We start from the raw sequence: 19123 nt of genomic DNA, 5'->3' as shown, positions 1-19123 counted from the left end.
AGGTAGGGGCCGGATGGGTTCGAGGCGGGAACGGGCAATGACAACGGGGCTGGGCGGTGTGCGGTTCTTCAGGCTGTCACTGCTGGCGGCACTTCTGGTCGCGTGCCACGAGCCGGGGAATACCCGCTCGGTGCAGGCTCAGGCGGCAGTGGACACGGACACACTCGACTTCGGCGAGGTGCCGGTCGGCGAATGGCGCGAGAAGGTCGTGCGCCTGCGCAACGTGGGCTACGTGCCCTTCCATGCGCTGGAGGCGCTGGGGCTGCGGAAGGACCCGTCCTACGAGGTGTCCTTCGAGGGCGAGGGCCGGGTGATGCCCGGCGACGAGAAGCTGGTGCACGTGCGCTTCCACCCGCTCGCCGAGGGCTCCTTGGAGGAGACGGTGCACGTGACCACGGACGCCAACGCGGGCCGTGAGCACACGGTGCGAGTGCAGGGCCAGGGCGTGCCCTCGCCCATCCAAATCCAACCGGCGCAGCTGGACTTCGAGACGCTGGAGATCGACAGCGAGCGCGCCCTGCGGCTGACCATCACCAACCCGGTGGACCTGCCGCTCACGGTGACGGTGCGGGGCTCGGCGGCGGACGCCTTCAGCACGGACACCATCACGGTGCCGCCCTTGAGCAGGCAGCAGGTGGAGACGCGCTACCTGCCACGGGGCCTGGGCGACATGCGCGCGCAGGTGGAGGTGAGGCCCTGCGCCACCTGCACGCCGACGACGGCGGAGCTGGTGGGCCGCTCGGTGGCGAGCGCCTTCGTGTTCGACCCCGAGCCGGTGCCCTTCGATTTGATTCCCGTGCACGAGCGCACGAAGTCCTTCACGCGCGCGCGCAACATCACCTGGCGGCCCGTCACCATCATGGGGCTGAGCACCAGCGACCGCTCCTTCACGCCGCTCAACCCGCTGCGCGCGCACGAGGTGAAGCCGGGCGAGCAGGTGGAGGTGCCGCTGGAGTTCGCGGCGCGCTCGCCGGACCTGTACACGGGCCTGCTCACGGTGGGCTACGAGTCGGACAAGCCGCGCCAGTCGCAGGTGCTGCTGGACGCGCGCGGTGGCCGGCCCACGCTGGCGGTGGCCCCGCTGGCGCTGGACTTCGGCGAGCTGCCCGTGGGCGGCAAGGTGGGGCAGACCATCCGCATCTCCAACGGCGGCACCACGGGCAACCTCTACTTCCGCGGCGTGAAGGGCACCGGGGCCGCGCAGCACTTCTCGGTGGATGTGCCCATGCGCGGCAAGCAGCCCTATGAGTGGAAGGCCGGCACCGCCTGGCCCACGCTCACCACCGACGACATTCCCATCGCCCCGGGCACGGACGCGCTGGATTTGACGGTGTACTTCGAGCCCAAGGACGAGGGCCCCTGGCAGGCCACGCTGGTGCTCGTCTCGGACGACCTCTTCACGCCCGAGCGCACCATCGTCCTCACCGGCCGCGCGCGGGCCACCGGCCCCTGCGTCTACGAGCTCAAGCCCCAGCCGATGATGGACTTCGGCAACGTGGAGCCGGGCCGTGGCGCCGTGCTGGGCTTCTACTTCCGCAACCCCGGCCGCGACGAGTGCGCCGTGAAGGACATCCACCTGTCCAACAACGCGGGGGGCGCCTTCTTCATGCCGGGTGGCGCGCTGGCGGGCGGCGTGGTGCCGTACGACACGGCCTTCAGCGCCATGATTGCCTTCCGGCCCCCGGCGCAGGGCGAGTACACGGGCGAGCTGAAGCTGACGGTGAACAACCCGGCCTACCCGACGGTGACGCTGCCCCTGCACGGCGTGTCCAACGCGACGTGCCTGGTGGCCGCGCCGACCTTCGTGGACTTCGGGCCCATCCGCTACGACTGCCCGACGATGCCCCGGCGCACGCTCGTGTCCAACCAGTGCGCCGTGCCCATCACCGTGAATGACGCGCACATCGGCGCGGGCACCAGTGACCAGTACACGCTGGTGACGCCGCTGGCCCTGCCGCGCACGCTCGCTCCCGGCGAGGGCTTCGAGCTGGAGTTCACCTACGCGCGCAACGTGCACGGCCAGCACTACAGCCCCTTCTTCGTCTCGGCCAACAACGAGCCGAGCCCCCTGCTCATCCCGCTGCTGGCGGAGACGAACCACGAGGGCCTGCAGCTCGACCGCTTCATCCAGGGCACGGACAGCCAGCTGGACGTCCTCTTCGTGGTGTCCAACACCACCACCATGGACCCCTTCCAGGCGCGGTTGAAGGCGGCCCTGCCCGGGTGGGTGGAGCGTGCGAAGGCGGCCGGGGTGGACCTGCGCCTGGGTGTCACCAGCACGGGCCTGGCCGCGCGAGCGGGCGTGTGCGCCACCCCGTCCGCGGGCGGTGACGCGGGCCGGCTCGTCCCGGTGGATGGGCGCCGCGCCCGGGCCGTCTCCAGCACCTCGGCCACGGCGGCGGCCACGGTGCAGGCCAACATCGACGACGTGGGCCTGTGCCACAACCTGGTGCAGGGCCTCGAGGCCATGCGGCAGGGCCTGTCCTCGCCCCTGGCCACCAGCGCGGATGATCCGCGCACCCCGCTGCCCAACGACGGCAACCTGGGCTTCCTGCGCCCCACGGCCCGGCTCGCGGTGGTGGTGGTGTCCGACGAGGACGACCACTCGGGCTTCGAACCGGAGAGCTACGTGCAGTTCCTCCAGGCCATCAAGGGCACGGGCATGGCGCACCGCACCCAGCTGTACGCCCTGGTGCCCACCGACGAGGCCTGCACCACCGCGGGCAAGCCGGGGCCGCGCTTCTCCACCGTCGCCCGGCGCACCGGCGGTGAAGCGGGCTCCGTCTGCCAGGGCGACTACGGCTCCTTCCTCGACAAGCTGCTGCAGCGCGCCGACGGGCCCCAGGCCGACTTCACCCTGAGCGCCACGCCCAATGGCACCGCGGAGATGTCCGTGCGCGTCCAGGGCAAGAAGCTCCCCGGCGACCAGTGGACGTACGACGCCTCGCGCAACGCGGTCGTCTTCCAACCCGCCACGGTGCCCACGACGGGACAGACGATCGAGGTCCGCTACCGGAGCGCCTGCTCGGTGCCTCCCGGGAGCCCCTGAGGGCCCCTGAGACACCCTCGAGGGACCCCGTCCAGGACACGGGGTCCCTTCCGCTGGTGGCCTCGGGGGGGCTATGGTGCTCCCCTCCCGTGGAAACCTTCGGCCGTTACGAGCTGCTACGCAAACTGGCGACTGGCGGAATGGGTCAGGTCTTCCTGGCCCGGCAGAAGGGGCCCGTGGGCTTCCAGAAGCTGCTGGTGGTGAAGCGGCTGCTGCCCCACCTCTCCGAGGACCGGGACTTCATCCAGATGTTCCAGGACGAGGCGCGCATCGCCGGCAACCTCAACCACCCCAACATCGCGCAGATCTACGACCTGGGGGACGTGGACGGGGTGCTCTACATCGCCATGGAGTACGTCCAGGGCGAGCCCGTCAGCCAGGTGAACGCGCGCGCCAACCAGCTCAAGGGCGGGCTGCCGCTGGGGCTCAAGTGCCGCATCGTCGCGGACGCCGCCGCGGCGCTGGACCACGCGCACCAGGCCCGCTCGCCCTCGGGACGCAGGCTGGGCATCATCCACCGCGACGTGTCCCCGCAGAACGTGCTCGTGGGCTTCAACGGCAACGTGAAGCTCATCGACTTCGGCGTGGCCAAGGCCTCGGGGAAGCTGTCGCAGACGATTGTCGGCACCATCAAGGGCAAGCACGCGTACATGTCCCCGGAGCAGGCCCGCGGCGAGGAGCTCGACGCGCGCTCGGACGTGTACGGCCTGGGCACCGTCTTCTACGAGCTGCTCACCAGCCAGCGGCTCTTCAAGCGCGAGTCGGACCTGGCCACCCTCAAGGCCGTGGTCGGCGCGCGCGTCACCCTCCCCTCCGAGGCCGTGCCGGGCCTGCCCAGGTCGCTCGACGCGGTGGTGATGAAGGCCCTGGCCCGCAAGCGCGAGGATCGCTACCAGAGCGCCGGGGAGCTCCAGCTGGCGCTCGAGGACTTCCTGCTCGCCGAGCGGCTCCCGGGCACCCAGGCGCACCTCACGTCCTTCATGAAGGACCTGTACTCCTCGGAGCTGGAGGAGGAGCGCTTCGCCACCGAGCCCACCGTCATCCAGTACGATCCGCGGCTGGCGAAAGAGGGCAGCTCGCCCTCGTCGACCAAGGTGGCGCCCGTGCCCGGCCCGCAGGCCCGGAAGGAGGCTCCCGCCGCGAGTCCGCGCACGCCCCCGCGCACCCGCGCCGTGCAGGCCGCTCCCGCGCCCCGGCGCTCCGGAGGCCATCGCGGCAACGGCGAGGACACGGAGACGTAACCCTCCCCACGGCCGAGCACCCAGCTTCCCGTGTACGCGCGCGAGGGCGTGAAGCACGTCTGGCTGGTGGACCCGGAAGCACGCATGCTGGAGGTGTTCCGGCTGGAAGGCGGGCACTACTCCCTGCGCGTCACCTCCTCCGGCTCGGCCCGGGTGCGCGCCGAGCCCTTCGAGGCCCTGGAGCTGGAGCTCGCCGCGCTCTGGGATGAGTCGTAGACGAAGCCGCTCCGGCTGTGCACCATCTCCTCATGGCGAGCCCCCTGCCAGGGACGAGCAAGTCCGACCACCCTGTCGCCTACCTCACGGACGTGGAGGGCATCTGGGAGAAGCTCACCAGCTTCTGCCAGGACAACCCCCTCGTGTCCCTGGAGGACGGGGAGCGGCTCGTGGTGCGGCCGGGCGCCACCTTCGTCTACGGGGGAGATGCCGTGGACCGGGGCCCCGACAGCCAGCGCGTCGTCCGCACCCTCCTCGACGCCTGGCGCCGGCAGCCCTCGCAGGTGGTGCTGCTGGCGGGCAACCGGGACATCAACAAGCTGCGCCTGGTGCGCGAGCTCAACGGCCACCCCCTGGCGAAGACGCCCGCGGACGTGCGCGGCGGCCCCCGGCCGGTGCTCCTGCGGTGGATCTTCGCGAACACCATGGGCGCTCGCGGCGCCTTCGACTTCCGCCACACCGAGCTGACCCGCTCCGGCTCGCCCGTGAGCGAGGAGGACGTGGTGGACAGCTTCCTCGAGGAGCTCGGCCCCGGGGGCGCCATGCGCGACTACCTCGCCGCGTGCCAGCTCGCCCACCGCATCGGCAACACCCTCTTCGTCCACGGCGGCGTGCACGAGGACAGCCTCGAGGTGGTGCCCGCCCTCGGCCGTGTGGAAGGAGTGGACGCCTGGAGCGAGGCCCTCAACCACTGGTATCGCGAGCAGGTGGGCGCCTTCCTCGAGGGGCGTCTCGGGCCGGATGGCACCCCGGCGTGGGAGCCGCTCATCGCCTACCAGGCCCCCACCCCAGGCAAGCACGTCAACACCGCCAGCGTGGTGTACGGGCGCATGGCCAACGAGCGCAACCACCCCGGACTGCCCTCCCCCGCCCTCATCGCGACGCTCGCCCGCTCGGGCATCCACCGGCTCGTGGTGGGCCACACGCCGAGCGGCGACTGTCCCTCGGTGCTCCGCGAGGAGGCCTTCGAGCTCATCTGCGCGGACAACTCCTACGGCCGCGTGGAGGGCGCCTCGCAGCTCTTCCTGCGCGATGACAGCGTGTACGTGGCGGGCCGGGTGAAGCTGGAAAACGGACGGCTGGAGCACGTCCACTTCCAGCTCGCGCTCGGCGACGCGTCCGTGCCCATCGGCCGGCAGTTGCTCGACACCGGGCAGCTCGTGAAGGGGCCCCTCACGAGCGGGGACTGGCTGCTGTTCCGCGCCCTACCTCAGTTCCACGTCGAGCAGCTCCCCATGGCCCCGAGCACCCTCGCGGGCCGGACGCTGGGCCCCGCGCGGACGTCGGCGCACTGACGTCCGGCCCGGGCCCGGCGCGCCGTCAGGACCGCAGGCGCTTGATGACGTCCAGCGCCTCGGTGATGTGGCGGGTCGCCTGGATCTGCGAGTTGAAGACGTGCTGGACGATGCCCTTGCGGTCAATCACATACGTCACCCGGCCCGGCAACAGGCCGAGGAACGAGCGCGGCACCCCGTAGCGCTGGCGCAGCGAGCCGTCCTCGTCGCTCACCAACGTGAAGGGCAGCCGGTGCCTGGTGGCGAAGGCCTCGTGCTTCGAGGACGCATCCGCGCTGACGCCGATGACCTCGGCCCCGGCCTCGGAGAAGGACTCATAGGCGTCGCGGAAGGAACAGGCCTCCTTCGTGCAGCCGGGCGTGTCGTCCTTCGGGTAGAAGTAGAGGACCACGGCCTTCTTCTGGAGCAGGGACTTGAGGCTGACCGGGCTGCCGTCCTTGAGGGTGAAGGGAAAGTCCGGGGCTTCGTCACCGACTTGAATCGCCATGGGGCTCCTTCGGGGGAAATGGGGGCCCAGGCAATAACGCCCGGCGTCAACGCCTTCAACGTTCAGTGCGCTCGCCCTGGGCCGTCCACCCCTCAACGGGTGCGTCGGCCCACCGGTCCGCTCCGGGACACGTGCGCCCATGCGCATCCTGAGGGGAGGCTCGAGGTGCGCGCGTCCATGTCACTCCTCCACGAATTCATGCCGGGCTACTCACTCCGGGAGGTCGATCGCGTGGCCGTCGCCGCGAGCCCCGAGCGCGCCTGGGAAGCCGTGCGAGCGATTGATCTCTACCGCGTCCCCTTCATCCGCTGGCTCTTCACGCTCCGGCTCCTTCCCGAGCGCCTCATCGCCCGGCTCCGCGGCGAGCCGATGCCGAAAGCCGCCCACTCGGGCATCGACGACATCGTCGCGCCGGGCAACGGGTTCATCCTGCTGGGCGAGAAGCCGGGACACGAGCTGGTGGTCGGCGCCGCCGGCCGGTTCTGGCAACCGCGCATCGAGTTCGCGGACGTGCCCCCCGAGCGCTTCGCCGCGTTCGACGGGCCGGGTTTCGGCAAGCTCACGTGGAACCTGAGCGTGGTACCGCGCGAGGGCGGCGGCTCGTGGATTGGCGTCGAGCTGCGCGTCACCGCGACGGATGCGGCCTCGTGGGCGCGCTTCCGGAGGTACTGGTGGCTGATCGGCCGGTTCTCGCGAGCCATCCGCTGGGGCGCGCTGCGCAGGCTGCGGCGAGACCTGGGCCGGGTGCCCTCGCCTCGGAGAGAGCCCCTGCCGGGAGACGCGCTCCTCCCCTCGGCACGCTTCCAGCGCACGCACGTCCGCGTCTTCGAGGCCCCACCCGAGCGCCTCTGGCCCTGGCTCGTGCAGATGGGCTGCCAACGCGCGGGCTGGTACAGCATCGACCGGCTCGACAACGCGGGCATCCCGAGCGCGGACCGGCTCGTGCCCGAGTTTCAGCACCTGGCCGTTGGGGACGTCATTCCGGGAAGGCCCACGGGCTCCGAGGGATTCGGCGTGCTCCAGCTCGAACCGGAGCGGTTGCTGATGCTCGGCTCCCCCGAGCTGCTGCCAGGAGGTGGACCGCCCCAGCCGCATGCACCGCCCTGGCGCTCGACCTGGGCGTTCGTGCTCCAGCGCGTGGGCGAGGAGGCCACCCGGCTGGTGGTGCGAGTGCGCGCGGACTACGCCCCGAGCCCCCGCATGGCCCTCGTGCGCCCCCTCATGGGCGTACTGCACGAGCTGATGGAACGGGCCCAGCTGCGCCACCTCCGGCAGCGAGTGGAGGGGCTCCCCTCGGCCACGGCCTGATCGATGAGAGGTCCACGGGCGCATCCTCCCCGCCGGAGCCTTCGGTCCACTCCCCGCTCGAGGCCGAAAAATCGGCCTCGGACGCTGCCGAGGCTTCGTGCTCTCAACGGATCCGCACCGCGAAACCGTTCCGCATCTTGCGGACTCGCGCGCGAGAGAATAAGGGCATGTGTGTCCCACTCAGGAGACTCCACATGGCCGCAAAGACGAAGACCGCTACCGCGAAGAAGTCCGCTTCCTCCTCCGACAGGGGGCCGACGAAGTCCGAGCTGCTGGTGTCCATCGCCGAGCAGACCGGCCTCAGCAAGAAGCAGGTCGGCTCGGTGTTCGAGGCGCTCGGCGGGCACATCGAGAAGAGCCTCGGCAGCCGCGGTCCCGGCAAGTTCGTGGTGCCGGGCCTCATGAAGCTCAAGGTCGTGAAGAAGCCCGCCACCAAGGCGCGCAAGGGCATCAACCCCTTCACCGGCCAGGAGACCACCTTCAAGGCCAAGCCGGCCCGCAAGGTCGTGAAGATCCAGGCCCTCAAGGCCCTCAAGGACATGCTCTAGACCGCTGAACCCGGGGACCGGGGCTCCTCGAGGGCCTCGGTCCCTCCTTCCCCGCGCTCAGAGGCTCGCGAGCGCCACGCGGTACAGCGCCCGGTAGCCCATGCGCGGCGCCGGCTCGAAGCGCTCCGCGGAGAAGAGCTCCTCCAGCAGGCGCTTGCCCTCCTCGCTCTCGTGCAGCCCGAGCAGCGCCCGCTCCAGCATCCCCACCAGCTCCGGCGCCACGCCCATCCCCACCGGCACCCCGTCGTTGGGCGCCTCCTCGGTGTAGGCGATGAGCTCGAAGGCCCCACCCTTCCCCGGCAGCACCACCTCGACGCCGTCCGCGTACGTCAGCCCGGTGGACTCGGGCGGGCAGAAGACGCTCGCCATGTCCGCCGTGCCGCCGAGCACCGCCTCCAGCGCCGCCTTGTACGAGCCCGCGAACTGCTGCGCGGAGAACGTCTTCGCCGGCTCCAGCCCCTTGGCCTTCAGGTACGCGGCCGGCAGCAGGTAGCCGCCCACCGAGTCCCGGTCCACCCACGCCATGCGCGTGCCCGGCAGCTTCTCCAGCGTCAGTCCCGAGCCCGCGCGCGTCACCAGCGCCGCCCGGTACGACGAGCGCCCCCGCCGCACCCCGCGCGCCAGCACCCGCACGCCCATGGCCTCCACCCGCGCGCACACGAAGGGCGGCGCCCAGATGGCATCCGCCCGCCCCGCCAGCAGGTCCTTCGCCAGCGCCTCGTAGCTGGACGCCACGCTCACCTCCACCTTGCGGCCCAGGGCGCGCTCGATGAACGAGGTGAAGTGCTCGGCCCGCTCGCGCGCCAGCGTGTTGCCCAGCGAGGGCGGCAGGGCGAAGCGGAAGGAGAAGCGCGCCGGATTCGGAGGGGGAACGGACATGGGGGGCCGGGCTCCTGCTTACGCCTCGCGGTCCAGCCGCGCCACTTCGTCGTCCGCCAGGCCGAACGTCGCCTGGAGGATGTGGAGGATGCGCTGCTCGCCCGGGCTCGGCTCCTGCCCGCTCGCGTGGGCAATCTTCGTCGCCAGCCGGTAGGCCTTCAGCCGCTGGGGGTGCGTCGTCAGCCCGTGCGCCAGCACCTGCAACCGGGTCGGCAGGCCCTCGGCCACCAGCGCCGACACCGCCTCGCTCACGAAGGCCTGGGCGCGCTCGGGGCTCACGTTGTGGAAGAGCGGATCCGACGCGAAGCTCTCCACCAGCGCCCGCGCCTCGGCCTCCTTCAGGTGCCCGTCCGCCGCGCTCACCAGCACCATCACCTCGGCGTAGAGGCGCTCGAGCGGCTCGCCCAGCGCCTCCGCCAGGCTGCCTCCACCCTCGATGACGTCGACAATCTGCGCCACCTCGTCCTCGGAGATGCCGAGCGCGGCCTGGAACGTCTTGAGCAAGCCCAGCTCCGTGCGCGTGGCCCGGTGGTCCGAGAACGCGATGGACGCCGCCAGCCCGAAGGCCAGCATCCGGTTCTTGTGGTCCGGCAGCCGTGCCCGGAGCGAGGCGAGAATCTCCTCGAGGTCATGCGCCTTGGACAGCCGCTGGGCGCTCGCCTCCACCAGCGCGTTGAGCTCCTCGGGCCTGGTGCCCTCGAACTCGGGGCGCTCGATGACGCGCCGCAACAACGTCTGCAGCTCGTGCTGCGACACCCGGCCGTCGGCCATGGCGGCCAGCAGCATCATCTCCACCAGCGCCGCGTTGCGCTCCTTGCGCGCCTTCACTGCCTGTTCACGAGGCATCCGCCAACCCTTCCTGGGTTCATGCTGCGTCGTCGTGCGTGCGCGTCTGTGTGCGCGGGTCCACCGGTTCAGTACCCTCGGTCGCGAGCGAGGCAAAGTCGAAAAGACTCCGGTCCATCAGGTGGCTCGGCCGCACGTTACTCATGGCGGACAGAACGCTCTGGCGGACGTTGGGAATCTCCTTGCCCAGCTCCTCCACCAGCCGCTGCATGCGCTTGCGCTGGAGGTTCTCCTGCGAGCCGCACAGGTCGCACGGGATGATGGGGAAGTGGCGGGCCTCGGCGTAGGCGGCGATCTCCTTCTCGGCCGCGTAGCACAGGGGGCGGATGACGGTGTTGCGCCCATCGTCACTCTTCAGGATGGGCGGCATCGCCTTGAGCGAGCCGGCGAAGAAGAGGTTGAGCAGCAGGGTGTTGATGAGATCGTCGCGGTGGTGGCCGAGGGCAATCTTGTTGCAGCCCAGCTCCACGGCGGCGGTGTAGAGGATGCCGCGGCGCAGGCGGGAGCAGACGGTGCACTGCGTCTTGCCCGGGGGCGTCTTCTCGAGGACGACCGAGTAGGTGTCCTCCTTGAGCATCTTGTAGGTGAAGCCCTCGCTCTTGAACCAGCCCTCCAGCTTGTCGGCCGGGAAGCCAGGGTGGCCCTGGTCCAGGTTCACGGCGAGCAGGTCGAACTTCACCGGGGCGCGGCGCTGCAGCTCGCGCAGGAGGTAGAGCAGGGTGTACGAGTCCTTCCCACCGGACACCCCCACCATGATGCGGTCCCCCTGGGAGATGAGGGAGTAGTCGGAGATGGCGCGGCCCATGTGGCCGAGCAGGTTCTTCTCGAGGCGGAGGACGTCGGGGTTCATCGGGGTTGTCATCCTAGCGGCGGCTGGGGAAAAAACACGCTACACGTACATACCTGGTCCGCTAGCCTGCTCTCCGCCATGCCGACCTTCCCAACAGGTGCGCAGGACATCGTTGACGCCCCCGGAGCCCAAGCGGCCGCCCGGAAGCTCGAACAGGCCACCGAGCTGGCCGTGGACGTGGAGGCGGACGCGATGCACGCCTTCCGCGCCCGCCTGTGCTTCCTCCAGGTGGGCACGGACGAGGACGTCTACCTCTTCGACACCCTCCAGCCCGGGGTGGAGGCGTCGCTGCTGGCGCCGGTGATGGCGGACCCGGGAAGGACGAAGTTCTTCCACGCGGCGTCGGGCGACCTGCCCTACCTGGCGGAGGCGGGAGTGCGGGTGCAGGGCCTCTTCGATACCCACCGGGCGGCCACGCTGCTGGGCTGGCCCAAGGTGGGGCTGGCGGACCTGGCGCGCGAGCGGCTGGGTGTGGAGCTGCCGAAGGAGCACCAGCAGTCGGACTTCTCGCTGCGGCCGCTGCCGGCGGGGATGCGCGACTACATCGCCAACGACGTGCGCTACCTGGTGGAGCTGGGCCGCCAGGTGCGCGAGGAGTGCCGGAAGGCGGACCTCCTGGAGGAGGTGCTGCTCGACTGCCAGCGCATGTGCGACGAGGCGGCGGCGAGGCCGGACGTGGGCGCGGAGTTCAAGCCGCGGCTGCCGAAGGCGGGGTGCACGCCAGCGCAACTGGTGCTGGCCAACGCCATCGCGCACGCGCTGCACCGCAAGCGGCTGGAGTGGGCCGAGGCGGAGAACGTGCCCATGGGGCGGATGCTCTCCAACATGGCGATCTCCGACCTGGCGGTGAAACCCCCGGGCAACGCGAAGGAGCTGGCGAGGGCGGCGGGCGTGCGAGGCGCCTTCGTGAGGGCGCACGGCGACGAGGTGCTCTCGGTGGTGCGCGAGCTGCTGGAGAGGTCGCGCCGGGGCGAGCTGAAGCCGGAGCAGGAGCAGAAGGGGCCGAGGGATCCAAACCGGCGCAAGCGCGAGGACGCGCTGAAGGCGTGGAGGGCGGAGAAGGCGGGGGCGCGCAAGGTGACGCCGTCCGTGGTGCTGCCCAACCCCATCCTGGACACGCTCGCGTCCAAGCCCCCGGTGAACCTCGAGGAGCTGGGCACGGTGCCGTACATCGGAGAGAAGCGCGTGCGGCTGTACGGAGAAGAGCTGCTGACGCTGCTCGCCCAGTATCCGGTCCAGGGCTGAGAGCCCGTGTCACGCCCCCTCGCCCTCTGGGAGAGGGCGGGGGTGAGGGTCTCCAGCCCCCATGTCCCCCACTTGTCTCACCAGAAGGGAGCATGGCCGACCGTGTCCAGACAGTCAGTTCTGCTGTTCGTGCTGCTCTCGGGCTGCGTCACCGGAGGCACACGGACCTATGTCGAAGGGGGCCTGAGCCCCAGGCACTTCCACTTCTACGAAGTCGTTTCCAGAGAGGACGACGAAGCAGCAGGAGGCTGGCGGTCCGCTTGTCTCGAAGTGGGTATCGAGCGAGCCAACACCGGGGAGTTGTTCTACTGCACGTTCGGCGTCGAGGTGCCCATCGCCACCACGGAGCAGGGAGAGATTCCCGTCTACCGGGCCCAGAGCCTCTGCGCGAGTTGCGCCAATCAAGCCGCGAAAACAACACTCTCCACCGTCACGCCGACAACCCCCATTGGCATTGCCTGTGAAGAGTTCAAGACCCTTTACGAACTGACGCTCAGGAACGTCATTGACGGAGCCAGGGTCCCCAAGAGGTGCCGTCAAGGGATTCCCCCTGTCAGGCTCACTCCACCACCCCGCCGGTAAGACCATGAGTCTCGATCGCGCGCAGTTGCTCTCCATCGCCTTGGACTATTGGCCATCGTTCAAGGACTACAGTCAGGAACCTGGCCCCGAGGACAAAAGGCGGTTTGCGATCTGCGAGCAGAAGCTACAAGAGCATGGCCGCTGGCGGGCACTGCTCAAGGACCTCAGAAGCGAGTTGCCCGAGTTCAGCATTGGCGACTACACCGGGCCCGGTACCTGCTTTTGCTGCGTCGCCTATCCGCCGAAGCGCGAGCCACCGGGCCTTCGTTGGGTCGTCGTGGGGTGCGTCAGCTTCCTGGCGCCCGTCTACAGCATCTACGGCGTGCAATTCGACTACAGCAACAACGACCGGGCGTTCGAGCAACTCGCGTTCTGGCCACTTCCCTCTGAGCTCCAGCCCACCGCCAACCTCATCGCCAGGAAGCTCGAAGCGGCCTTCGCCGTCACCGCGCTTCCGCACGAGTGGGCGCAGATGCGCGTCCCGCTCTACGTGCAGTTCACGAAGCCACCGGAGACGACGCTCTTCCATGCGCTCTTCCTGGACAACCCCGAGAACCTGCCGTGAGGGGCGCGTGGGCCCGTCAGGAAGAACCGTCTCCTTCGTCGGACTCACACCGGGCGTAATGTTTCATCCGCCCTCGGGATTGCGGGAGTTTCGCGGAGAACGGGGCGGGAACCGTGGTGCGCGCCTGTACGTCTTACCTGGTGTCAGTAGGCACGCACCCCATGCGTCATGAGGCGGATTGAACATGTGGCCCGGAGGGCGACGGTTCTGGTTGCGGCTGCGGGGAACGTGCGTAGTTTTGGAGCCGCTGTGGAGGTGGCGTGGGCATGTCTGGAGTGCGACTGGGTGGCGCGACGGCCGACATCCATCACTGCATCGCCGCGAGCCTGAGTTGTCAGGCCTCGTGCGAGGCGGCGATGGCGCAATTGGCCGCCACGGGTCTGCGCGCCGACAGCGAGCCCATGCGCCTGCTGCGCCAGTGCGCGGAGCTGTGCGAGCTCAACGCCCGGGCCTTGCAAAAGGACAGCCGGCTGGCGAGGCGCACGGCGACGCTGTGCTTCGAGCTGAGCAACCAGGTGGCGCGCGCCGCGTGGCTGGACGGCAACATGTCCACCCAGTCGCTGGCCCGGGACGCACTGCAGCTGGCCCGCGCCTGCCGGCCGCTGCTCTTCACCTGACGGAACAACCTCCCGTCTTCCCGATGAACGGGTAGCCTCGTTGCCCCACGAGGTGACGAGGAGCGCATGGCGGAGGGAGACGGGCAGGACCTGCGGGAAGTGGTGAAGCGGCTGGAGGAGACGGTCTCCCGGCTGGAGGCTCGCCTCGAGCGCCTGGAGGCCGGGGCCCCGTCGCGGCCCGCCCCGGTGTCCGCGCCCCTGGAGGCCCCCGCCGGGCCCGAACCGGAGAAGAGGGACCTCGAGGCGCACCTGGGCACGTACTGGTTGAGCCGTGCGGGCATCGTGGCGCTCATCCTCGGCTTCGCCTTCCTCATCATCTACCACTTCGGCGAGCTGGGCGTGATCGTGCGGGTGGGCGCGGGCTACCTGCTGAGCGCGGGGCTCGCGGCACTGGGCCTGTGGCTGTCGCGGCGCCACCTGCTCTTCGGGCGCATCGTCTTCGGAGGAGGGCTCGCGCTCGGCTACTTCGTCACGTACGCGCTGCACTTCGTGCCGGCGGTGCGGGTGATCGAGAGCGAGCCGCTCGCGCTGGTGCTGCTGGCGCTCAACGTGGTGGGCATCATCGTCATCGCCCAGCGGATGCATTCGGAGACGGTGGCGGGCATCGCGCTCTTCCTCGGGCTGCACACGGGGATGCTCAGCGACATCACCCTCTTCACCCTCATGTCCACGTCGATGCTGGCGGGCGGAGCGCTCTTCTTCCTGGTGAAGAACCGCTGGGTCATCGTCCCGTTGTCGAGCCTGGTGGCCGTGTACTCCACGCACGTCACCTGGGCGATGCGCACGGACGCCATCGCCCCCGGCCAGCCCGACAGCGAGCGGCTGGCGCTGAGCCTCTCCTTCCTGTCGCTCTACTACGTGCTCTTCTCGGTGGCGCTGCTGGTACACCCGCGCGAGCTGTCCCGGCGCGCGGCGCTCGCCTTCGCGCTGCTCAACTGGGTGGGGATGCTCGGCCTGGGAGTGCTCGAGGTGGCGCGCTGGGGCGAGCCACACCTCTTCACCTTCTTCGTCATCATCGCGCTGACGCAGGGCGCGGGGGCGGCGGTGGCCCGGTGGAGGAGCGCATCCGCCGCGCTCATCCAGACGTTCCTCGCCACGAGCGTCCTCACGCTCGCCCTCGGCATCCCCCAGCACTACGGCGACACGGGACAGGTGTGGGCGTGGATGGGGGTGGGGCTCGGGGCGGGGCTCGCCGGGCGCGTGCTGGGCGCGGGCGCACTGCAGGTGGTGGGCCTGGGCGTCCTCTACGTGGCGCTCGGAGCCACCTGGCTGCCGGCCTCGGGCCGCGCGCTCATGGACGCGGCGCTGCTGGTGAGCTTCTCGCTCGTCGAGCGGGGCGCGGTGGTGCGCTCGGAGCGACTGCCGTCCCCCATCGAAGGGGGGCGCCGCGGTGCGCTCCAGTTCTTCTGCGCGGCGGGCGCGGGGCTGTCTCTGCTGTGGCTCCTGGGCGAGCTGATGCCCCGGGAGCTCATCACGCTGGGCTGGGGCGTGGCGGCGTTCGGCCTCTTCGTCCTGGGCTTCGCCCTGAGCGAGCGCTGGTACCGGCTCGTCGGCCTCGCGGTGCTGGCGGTGACGCTCGGGCGGCTGATGTTCGTGGACTTGAAGGGGCTGCCGCCGGACCAGCGCATCCTCACCTTCATCCTGCTCGGAGTGATGCTGCTGGCCATCTCCTTCGTCTACACGCGGCTGCGCGGCAAGCGCGGCTGAGCCGTTGGGCAGACCCCCTCTCGGGACGACACCCTCGCGTTCCCGCGTGACCCTCGCGGGCGAGCCAGCGTATGAGTGGCCGCTCATGCCCGGGGAGACGTCAATGGACAAGGTCATTTCGAAGGACGGGACGCCGATCGCGTACGAGAAGACGGGCTCTGGACCCGCGCTCATTCTTGTCGACGGCGCCCTCTGCAGCCGTGCGTTCGGGCCGATGCCGAAGCTGTCGCCGCTCCTCGCCCGGCACTTCACGGTGTTCACGTACGACCGCCGCGGCCGGGGCGACAGCGGCGACACGCAGCCCTACGCACGAGAACGGGAGATCGAGGATATCGCCGCGCTCATCGAGGCCGCAGGCGGCTCCGCTGCCATCGCGGGCCTGTCGTCCGGCGCGGCGCTCGCGCTCGAAGCGGCGGCGAGCGGGCTGAACATCACGAAGCTCGCGGCGTACGAGCCCCCGTACGTAGCCACCGCGTCCGGACGTCCCGAGGCCGACCACGAGGCGCACCTGAAGCGGCGCCTCTCGGAGGGGAGCCGTGGAGACGCAGTGAAGTACTTCATGCGGGACATGATGGGCGCGCCCGGGTTCGTCGTCCTGCTCATGCGGCTGATGCCCGGCACCTGGCGGCAGCTTCAGGCAGTCGCGCACACGCTGCCGTACGACGCGAACGTCATGCGCGGCTACTCGGTCCCGACGGAGCGGCTCTCGGCCATCCGCGTCCCGACGCTCGTCATGAACGGCGGGAAGACGGACCCCCGGCTGAAGCAGGCGACCGAGGCCGTCGCGAAGGCCGTGCCGAACGCGCGGCATCGCACGCTGGCGGGGCAGACACACAACGTGAGCCCCAAGGTCCTCACCCCGGCGCTCGTCGAGTTCCTCTCGTGAGCTCTCTTCTGGATCCATGGGTGCGCGTGGCCTACCGGGGCGCCTACTCGCTGGCGCTCGCGTATTGGTTCGTGCGCCGCCCCCAGACGGAGGGCACCCTCGTCGGCGTGTGGAGGGGCCGCGAGGTGCTGCTGCTGCAGAACTCGTACAAGCACGCCTTCAGCCTGCCCGGTGGAGGCCAGCACAAGGGCGAGTCCCCTGCCGAGACCGGGGCCCGCGAGCTGCGCGAGGAGGTGGGGCTGCACGTCTCCCCCAGCGCGCTGCGCGAGGTCTTCTCCTCGCGGGGCACGGACGAGTACAAGCGCGACCTGTGCCACTTCGTCGAGCTCGAGCTCGACACCGAGCCCTCGCTCGTCCTCGACAACCGCGAGGTGGTGTGGGCCCGCTTCCTCGACGTGGACACGGCGCTCCAGTTGCCCCTCATCCAGGTGGTGCGCGCCTACCTCGAGGAGGCCTCAAGGCGGCGCGCGCGCGGCTCGCACACGCCGTAGAAACCCTGGCACCTCAACCTTCGGAGCCCTCAACCTCACGTTCCGCGCGCAGTTCCTCCCCCACTGCGTGTTCATGAAACTCCATCGCGCCTGCCGCGCGGTTTCCCTCCCGGCGTCGCGAGCGCGCGCCGACACGCATTCGCTATGCTCCGGGTGCTTCACCCCTACGACCCTGGAGTCATTGACATGAAGAGAGTGAAGGCACTGCCACTCCTGGCAGCCACCGTCCTGCTCGCCGCCCTGGTGGGGTGCGTGCGCTCGGCGACCCCGGCCTCGGCGGCCACCCCGCCGTCGCCGGTGAAGGACATGACCATCGACCAGCTCGTCGAGCTGCGGAAGGCAGGCTCGGTGGTGGTCCTCGACGCAAACCATGATGATTTCCGACGGGAGAACGGCATCATCCCCGGCGCGATCCTCCTCACCTCGTACTCGAAGTATGAGCTGTCGCAGCTCCCGGAGGACAAGAGCCGGAAGCTCGTCTTCTATTGCACCAGCCGGCTTTGAATGGCTTCACATCACGCCGCGGGTCGCGCGGCGGAAGCGGGCTACACCGATGTCAATGTGTTGAATGAGGGGTTGAAGGGCTGGAAGGCCGCGAACCAGCCAGTGGAGCAGGTAGCACCGAAGTAGCTGGGAAGAATGGCGAGAGGGGCTCGATGGCCAACCACCCGGTTGGAGTAGCGGCGCACCAGGTGCCCGGAGAGGAGGCTGTAGCCATCCAGGGCACCCACCCACAGCCCAACGGGGGAAGTGTCCGAGCAAGGCCAGCACCGGCTGCCGCCGTGTCTTCCACTCTCCGGGCTGTTGACGCCAGACTCCGGGTCCCCGGCCCGGCGGGTGAGGCGGCCGGGGAGAGCGGATGTGTCCCATGGGAAAATGGATGAACGTCGCCTTCGTGCGGACGGCGGAGCTCGGGCGGCTCGAAGCGGCGGTGGAGAGGCTGCTCGAGGAGGCCGGGCGCCACCAGGTGCGTCCCCCGCCGCGCACGCCCGAGCCCTACGATCCGATGCAGTACGGGCATGGCGAGGACGTCCCCCGCTGGGGCCTCGCGGGCTTTCTCGCCTCGCCGGGCTGGTGCGCCCTGCGGAGCGCGCCCTACGAACTGCTCATGGAAGGGGAGGCACCGCTCCTGGCGCGCCTCACCGAGCGGCTCGGCACGGTGGGTTTCCAGTACAACCTCTACGATAGCACCGGGGAATTCCTGTTCGAGGCGGATGCGCGGGGGGGCTTCGAGCAGTCGGGCCTGGGCGGCAGCCACAACTGGCAGCGCCTGTGGCGAGGAGCGGAGCCGCCCATGGAGCGGCTGGAGGTGTGCTTCCGACGCGTCGACCCGGGCCCCGCAGCCCGGCTCGCTCGGGAGCGCTGGCCGGCTCTGTGGGTGTCAGAGATAGCCTCTTCGGGGCCAGAGGAGGAGGCGCTCCGAGCCTGGCTCGCGGCCGTGGGCGGAGAGACATTCACGCGCCAGTACCCTGGAGGGAGCCTCACCCGGTGGCGCGCCCACCCGGCCCACGTGGTGCTCGCGATGGTGGCTGGCCAGGACGCCTCGTTCCTGAGCGGGGACGTGAAGGCGGAGGCAGTGCGCCTGGTGTTCGGCGGCGAGGCCGCGGAGTACTGCGACAATGGCTTCCTCGTCGAGACGCTCATCCCACACGCCCCCCTGCCCCTCAGCCCCGCCTTCGTTCTTTATGGCGACCGCGATCCGCCCTCGCGCTCACGACGCCGGTGGTAGGTGCTCGCCGGGCCCCGTCGTGACGGGGTGCGGCCTCATGTGAGACCTCCAGGCAACAAACCAGGAGGAGCACATGGAGAGACGGCACGGGGCTGGTGCTGCTCACCAAACGCCTCTTCAAGGGACGCTTCGCCAGGCCCTGGACACAAGAGGGTGCCCAGAGCGTGGAGTTGACGGGGGCCGAGGGGAGGACGCCCAGGCGCGGCTGCAATGGGAGCTCACGCAACTTGCGGAGCAGCTGGCGCTCATGCGGCAGCGCCTGTTTGGCGCCTCCAGCGAGAAGCGCAAACCCGCACAGGAGGAAAAGGCGCGCCCGCGCACACAGAAGTCCGCCCCATTGGTGGCTGCAATCCGTGAATGGGCTCTGGCTCAGCGCTCGATGCCGGGCAGTGCCCTGCGCTCGGCCCTGGAGTACATGCTGGGCTTGTGGCGCGGACTGACTGTCTTCCTCACCAACACCAGCCCTCCCCCTCCACACCTTCTCTCTCCTGCCTATACGCTGGAACAGCAACGGAGGCGTCGCCACGGTCCTCACCGGTGACCGCCTGACCGCCTGACCGCCTTCAAGCAGGGGCTCGCGAG

General features: G+C 70.0%; 20 protein-coding genes. 16 read left to right on the top strand and 4 right to left on the bottom strand.

The window, feature by feature from the left end; genetic code table 11:
* The first annotated feature begins 37 nt into the window (after positions 1–37).
* The 4 genes from ACJ8AN_RS05670 (at position 38) to ACJ8AN_RS05655 (ending at position 5801) form a co-directional block, all read left to right on the top strand.
* On the top strand, positions 38–3049 hold the full coding sequence (locus ACJ8AN_RS05670; protein ID WP_407754204.1) for a hypothetical protein: 3012 nt from the start codon (positions 38–40) through the stop codon (positions 3047–3049).
* Between the two features lie 140 nt (positions 3050–3189).
* The gene (locus ACJ8AN_RS05665; RefSeq protein ID WP_407754203.1) at positions 3190–4290 is read left to right on the top strand and encodes a serine/threonine protein kinase; all 1101 of its coding nucleotides are present in this window, start codon (positions 3190–3192) and stop codon (positions 4288–4290) included.
* 30 nt (positions 4291–4320) lie between these two features.
* The gene (locus ACJ8AN_RS05660) at positions 4321–4506 is read left to right on the top strand and encodes a Uma2 family endonuclease (protein ID WP_407754202.1); all 186 of its coding nucleotides are present in this window, start codon (positions 4321–4323) and stop codon (positions 4504–4506) included.
* Between the two features lie 32 nt (positions 4507–4538).
* Positions 4539–5801: a hypothetical protein gene (locus ACJ8AN_RS05655; RefSeq protein ID WP_407754201.1), complete on the top strand. Its 1263-nt coding sequence runs from the start codon at positions 4539–4541 to the stop codon at positions 5799–5801.
* Positions 5802–5826: 25 nt separating this feature from the next.
* Here ACJ8AN_RS05655 and ACJ8AN_RS05650 read toward each other — a convergent pair whose 3' ends face one another.
* Positions 5827–6288 carry a peroxiredoxin gene (locus tag ACJ8AN_RS05650; protein WP_407754200.1) on the bottom strand — a complete coding sequence of 154 codons (462 nt, stop codon included), beginning with the start codon at positions 6286–6288 and terminating at the stop codon, positions 5827–5829.
* Between the two features lie 177 nt (positions 6289–6465).
* Here ACJ8AN_RS05650 and ACJ8AN_RS05645 point away from each other — a divergent pair, with 177 nt between their 5' ends.
* Together ACJ8AN_RS05645 and ACJ8AN_RS05640 are read left to right on the top strand one after the other, a co-directional pair.
* Positions 6466–7596, top strand: a complete 1131-nt coding sequence (locus tag ACJ8AN_RS05645) for a hypothetical protein (protein ID WP_407754199.1) — start codon at positions 6466–6468, stop codon at positions 7594–7596.
* A 194-nt stretch (positions 7597–7790) separates the two neighbouring features.
* On the top strand, positions 7791–8144 hold the full coding sequence (locus tag ACJ8AN_RS05640; protein WP_407754198.1) for an HU family DNA-binding protein: 354 nt from the start codon (positions 7791–7793) through the stop codon (positions 8142–8144).
* Between the two features lie 57 nt (positions 8145–8201).
* Here the strand turns inward: ACJ8AN_RS05640 and ACJ8AN_RS05635 are convergent, their stop codons facing one another.
* From ACJ8AN_RS05635 to ttcA, 3 genes are read right to left on the bottom strand one after another with little or no spacing between them, the layout of a single operon-like run.
* Positions 8202–9023 carry a phosphate/phosphite/phosphonate ABC transporter substrate-binding protein gene (locus ACJ8AN_RS05635; RefSeq protein WP_407754197.1) on the bottom strand — a complete coding sequence of 274 codons (822 nt, stop codon included), beginning with the start codon at positions 9021–9023 and terminating at the stop codon, positions 8202–8204.
* An 18-nt stretch (positions 9024–9041) separates the two neighbouring features.
* Positions 9042–9869 carry a TerB family tellurite resistance protein gene (locus tag ACJ8AN_RS05630; protein WP_407754196.1) on the bottom strand — a complete coding sequence of 276 codons (828 nt, stop codon included), beginning with the start codon at positions 9867–9869 and terminating at the stop codon, positions 9042–9044.
* Positions 9870–9888: 19 nt separating this feature from the next.
* Positions 9889–10731 carry a tRNA 2-thiocytidine(32) synthetase TtcA gene (gene ttcA, locus ACJ8AN_RS05625; RefSeq protein WP_407754195.1) on the bottom strand — a complete coding sequence of 281 codons (843 nt, stop codon included), beginning with the start codon at positions 10729–10731 and terminating at the stop codon, positions 9889–9891.
* 66 nt (positions 10732–10797) lie between these two features.
* Here ttcA and ACJ8AN_RS05620 point away from each other — a divergent pair, with 66 nt between their 5' ends.
* From ACJ8AN_RS05620 to ACJ8AN_RS05575, 10 genes are all read left to right on the top strand, one after another.
* A complete protein-coding gene (locus tag ACJ8AN_RS05620; protein ID WP_407754194.1) occupies positions 10798–11964 on the top strand; it encodes a ribonuclease D in 1167 nt (388 codons plus the stop codon).
* A 102-nt stretch (positions 11965–12066) separates the two neighbouring features.
* Entirely contained in the window at positions 12067–12546 is a 480-nt protein-coding gene (locus ACJ8AN_RS05615) for a hypothetical protein (protein ID WP_407754193.1), read from the top strand.
* A 4-nt stretch (positions 12547–12550) separates the two neighbouring features.
* Complete coding sequence (locus tag ACJ8AN_RS05610) at positions 12551–13111, top strand: hypothetical protein (protein WP_407754192.1); 561 nt, start codon at positions 12551–12553, stop codon at positions 13109–13111.
* Between the two features lie 266 nt (positions 13112–13377).
* The gene (locus ACJ8AN_RS05605) at positions 13378–13728 is read left to right on the top strand and encodes a hypothetical protein (RefSeq protein ID WP_407754191.1); all 351 of its coding nucleotides are present in this window, start codon (positions 13378–13380) and stop codon (positions 13726–13728) included.
* Between the two features lie 66 nt (positions 13729–13794).
* On the top strand, positions 13795–15435 hold the full coding sequence (locus ACJ8AN_RS05600; RefSeq protein ID WP_407754190.1) for a DUF2339 domain-containing protein: 1641 nt from the start codon (positions 13795–13797) through the stop codon (positions 15433–15435).
* Between the two features lie 103 nt (positions 15436–15538).
* Positions 15539–16321 carry an alpha/beta fold hydrolase gene (locus ACJ8AN_RS05595; RefSeq protein ID WP_407754189.1) on the top strand — a complete coding sequence of 261 codons (783 nt, stop codon included), beginning with the start codon at positions 15539–15541 and terminating at the stop codon, positions 16319–16321.
* Positions 16318–16812 (top strand): NUDIX hydrolase, encoded by a 495-nt coding sequence (locus tag ACJ8AN_RS05590; protein WP_407754188.1) that lies wholly within the window; start codon positions 16318–16320, stop codon positions 16810–16812. Before ACJ8AN_RS05595 ends, ACJ8AN_RS05590 begins: the two co-directional genes overlap by 4 nt.
* Before the next feature lie 186 nt (positions 16813–16998).
* Complete coding sequence (locus ACJ8AN_RS05585) at positions 16999–17316, top strand: hypothetical protein (RefSeq protein WP_407754187.1); 318 nt, start codon at positions 16999–17001, stop codon at positions 17314–17316.
* Between the two features lie 376 nt (positions 17317–17692).
* Positions 17693–18541 (top strand): hypothetical protein, encoded by an 849-nt coding sequence (locus ACJ8AN_RS05580; RefSeq protein WP_407754186.1) that lies wholly within the window; start codon positions 17693–17695, stop codon positions 18539–18541.
* 73 nt (positions 18542–18614) lie between these two features.
* On the top strand, positions 18615–19082 hold the full coding sequence (locus ACJ8AN_RS05575) for a transposase (RefSeq protein ID WP_407754185.1): 468 nt from the start codon (positions 18615–18617) through the stop codon (positions 19080–19082).
* Positions 19083–19123: the final 41 nt, after the last annotated feature.

The organism is Archangium sp., from assembly GCF_045802675.1.
Taxonomy (GTDB): Bacteria; Myxococcota; Myxococcia; order Myxococcales; family Myxococcaceae; genus Archangium.
The sequence above is the reverse complement of the archived record's forward strand: the minus strand, read 5'-3'. Positions and strand labels throughout refer to the sequence as shown.

Coding starts and splice junctions, on each gene's coding strand:
- ACJ8AN_RS05670 (WP_407754204.1), top strand. CDS start 38: ATGACAACGGGGCTGGGCGGTGTGCGGTTCTTCAGGCTGTCACTGCTG.
- ACJ8AN_RS05665 (WP_407754203.1), top strand. CDS start 3,190: ATGGGTCAGGTCTTCCTGGCCCGGCAGAAGGGGCCCGTGGGCTTCCAG.
- ACJ8AN_RS05655 (WP_407754201.1), top strand. CDS start 4,539: ATGGCGAGCCCCCTGCCAGGGACGAGCAAGTCCGACCACCCTGTCGCC.
- ACJ8AN_RS05650 (WP_407754200.1), bottom strand. CDS start 6,288: ATGGCGATTCAAGTCGGTGACGAAGCCCCGGACTTTCCCTTCACCCTC.
- ACJ8AN_RS05645 (WP_407754199.1), top strand. CDS start 6,466: ATGTCACTCCTCCACGAATTCATGCCGGGCTACTCACTCCGGGAGGTC.
- ACJ8AN_RS05640 (WP_407754198.1), top strand. CDS start 7,791: ATGGCCGCAAAGACGAAGACCGCTACCGCGAAGAAGTCCGCTTCCTCC.
- ACJ8AN_RS05635 (WP_407754197.1), bottom strand. CDS start 9,023: ATGTCCGTTCCCCCTCCGAATCCGGCGCGCTTCTCCTTCCGCTTCGCC.
- ACJ8AN_RS05630 (WP_407754196.1), bottom strand. CDS start 9,869: ATGCCTCGTGAACAGGCAGTGAAGGCGCGCAAGGAGCGCAACGCGGCG.
- ttcA (WP_407754195.1), bottom strand. CDS start 10,731: ATGACAACCCCGATGAACCCCGACGTCCTCCGCCTCGAGAAGAACCTG.
- ACJ8AN_RS05620 (WP_407754194.1), top strand. CDS start 10,798: ATGCCGACCTTCCCAACAGGTGCGCAGGACATCGTTGACGCCCCCGGA.
- ACJ8AN_RS05610 (WP_407754192.1), top strand. CDS start 12,551: ATGAGTCTCGATCGCGCGCAGTTGCTCTCCATCGCCTTGGACTATTGG.
- ACJ8AN_RS05605 (WP_407754191.1), top strand. CDS start 13,378: ATGTCTGGAGTGCGACTGGGTGGCGCGACGGCCGACATCCATCACTGC.
- ACJ8AN_RS05600 (WP_407754190.1), top strand. CDS start 13,795: ATGGCGGAGGGAGACGGGCAGGACCTGCGGGAAGTGGTGAAGCGGCTG.
- ACJ8AN_RS05595 (WP_407754189.1), top strand. CDS start 15,539: ATGGACAAGGTCATTTCGAAGGACGGGACGCCGATCGCGTACGAGAAG.
- ACJ8AN_RS05585 (WP_407754187.1), top strand. CDS start 16,999: ATGAAGAGAGTGAAGGCACTGCCACTCCTGGCAGCCACCGTCCTGCTC.
- ACJ8AN_RS05580 (WP_407754186.1), top strand. CDS start 17,693: ATGAACGTCGCCTTCGTGCGGACGGCGGAGCTCGGGCGGCTCGAAGCG.
- ACJ8AN_RS05575 (WP_407754185.1), top strand. CDS start 18,615: ATGGAGAGACGGCACGGGGCTGGTGCTGCTCACCAAACGCCTCTTCAA.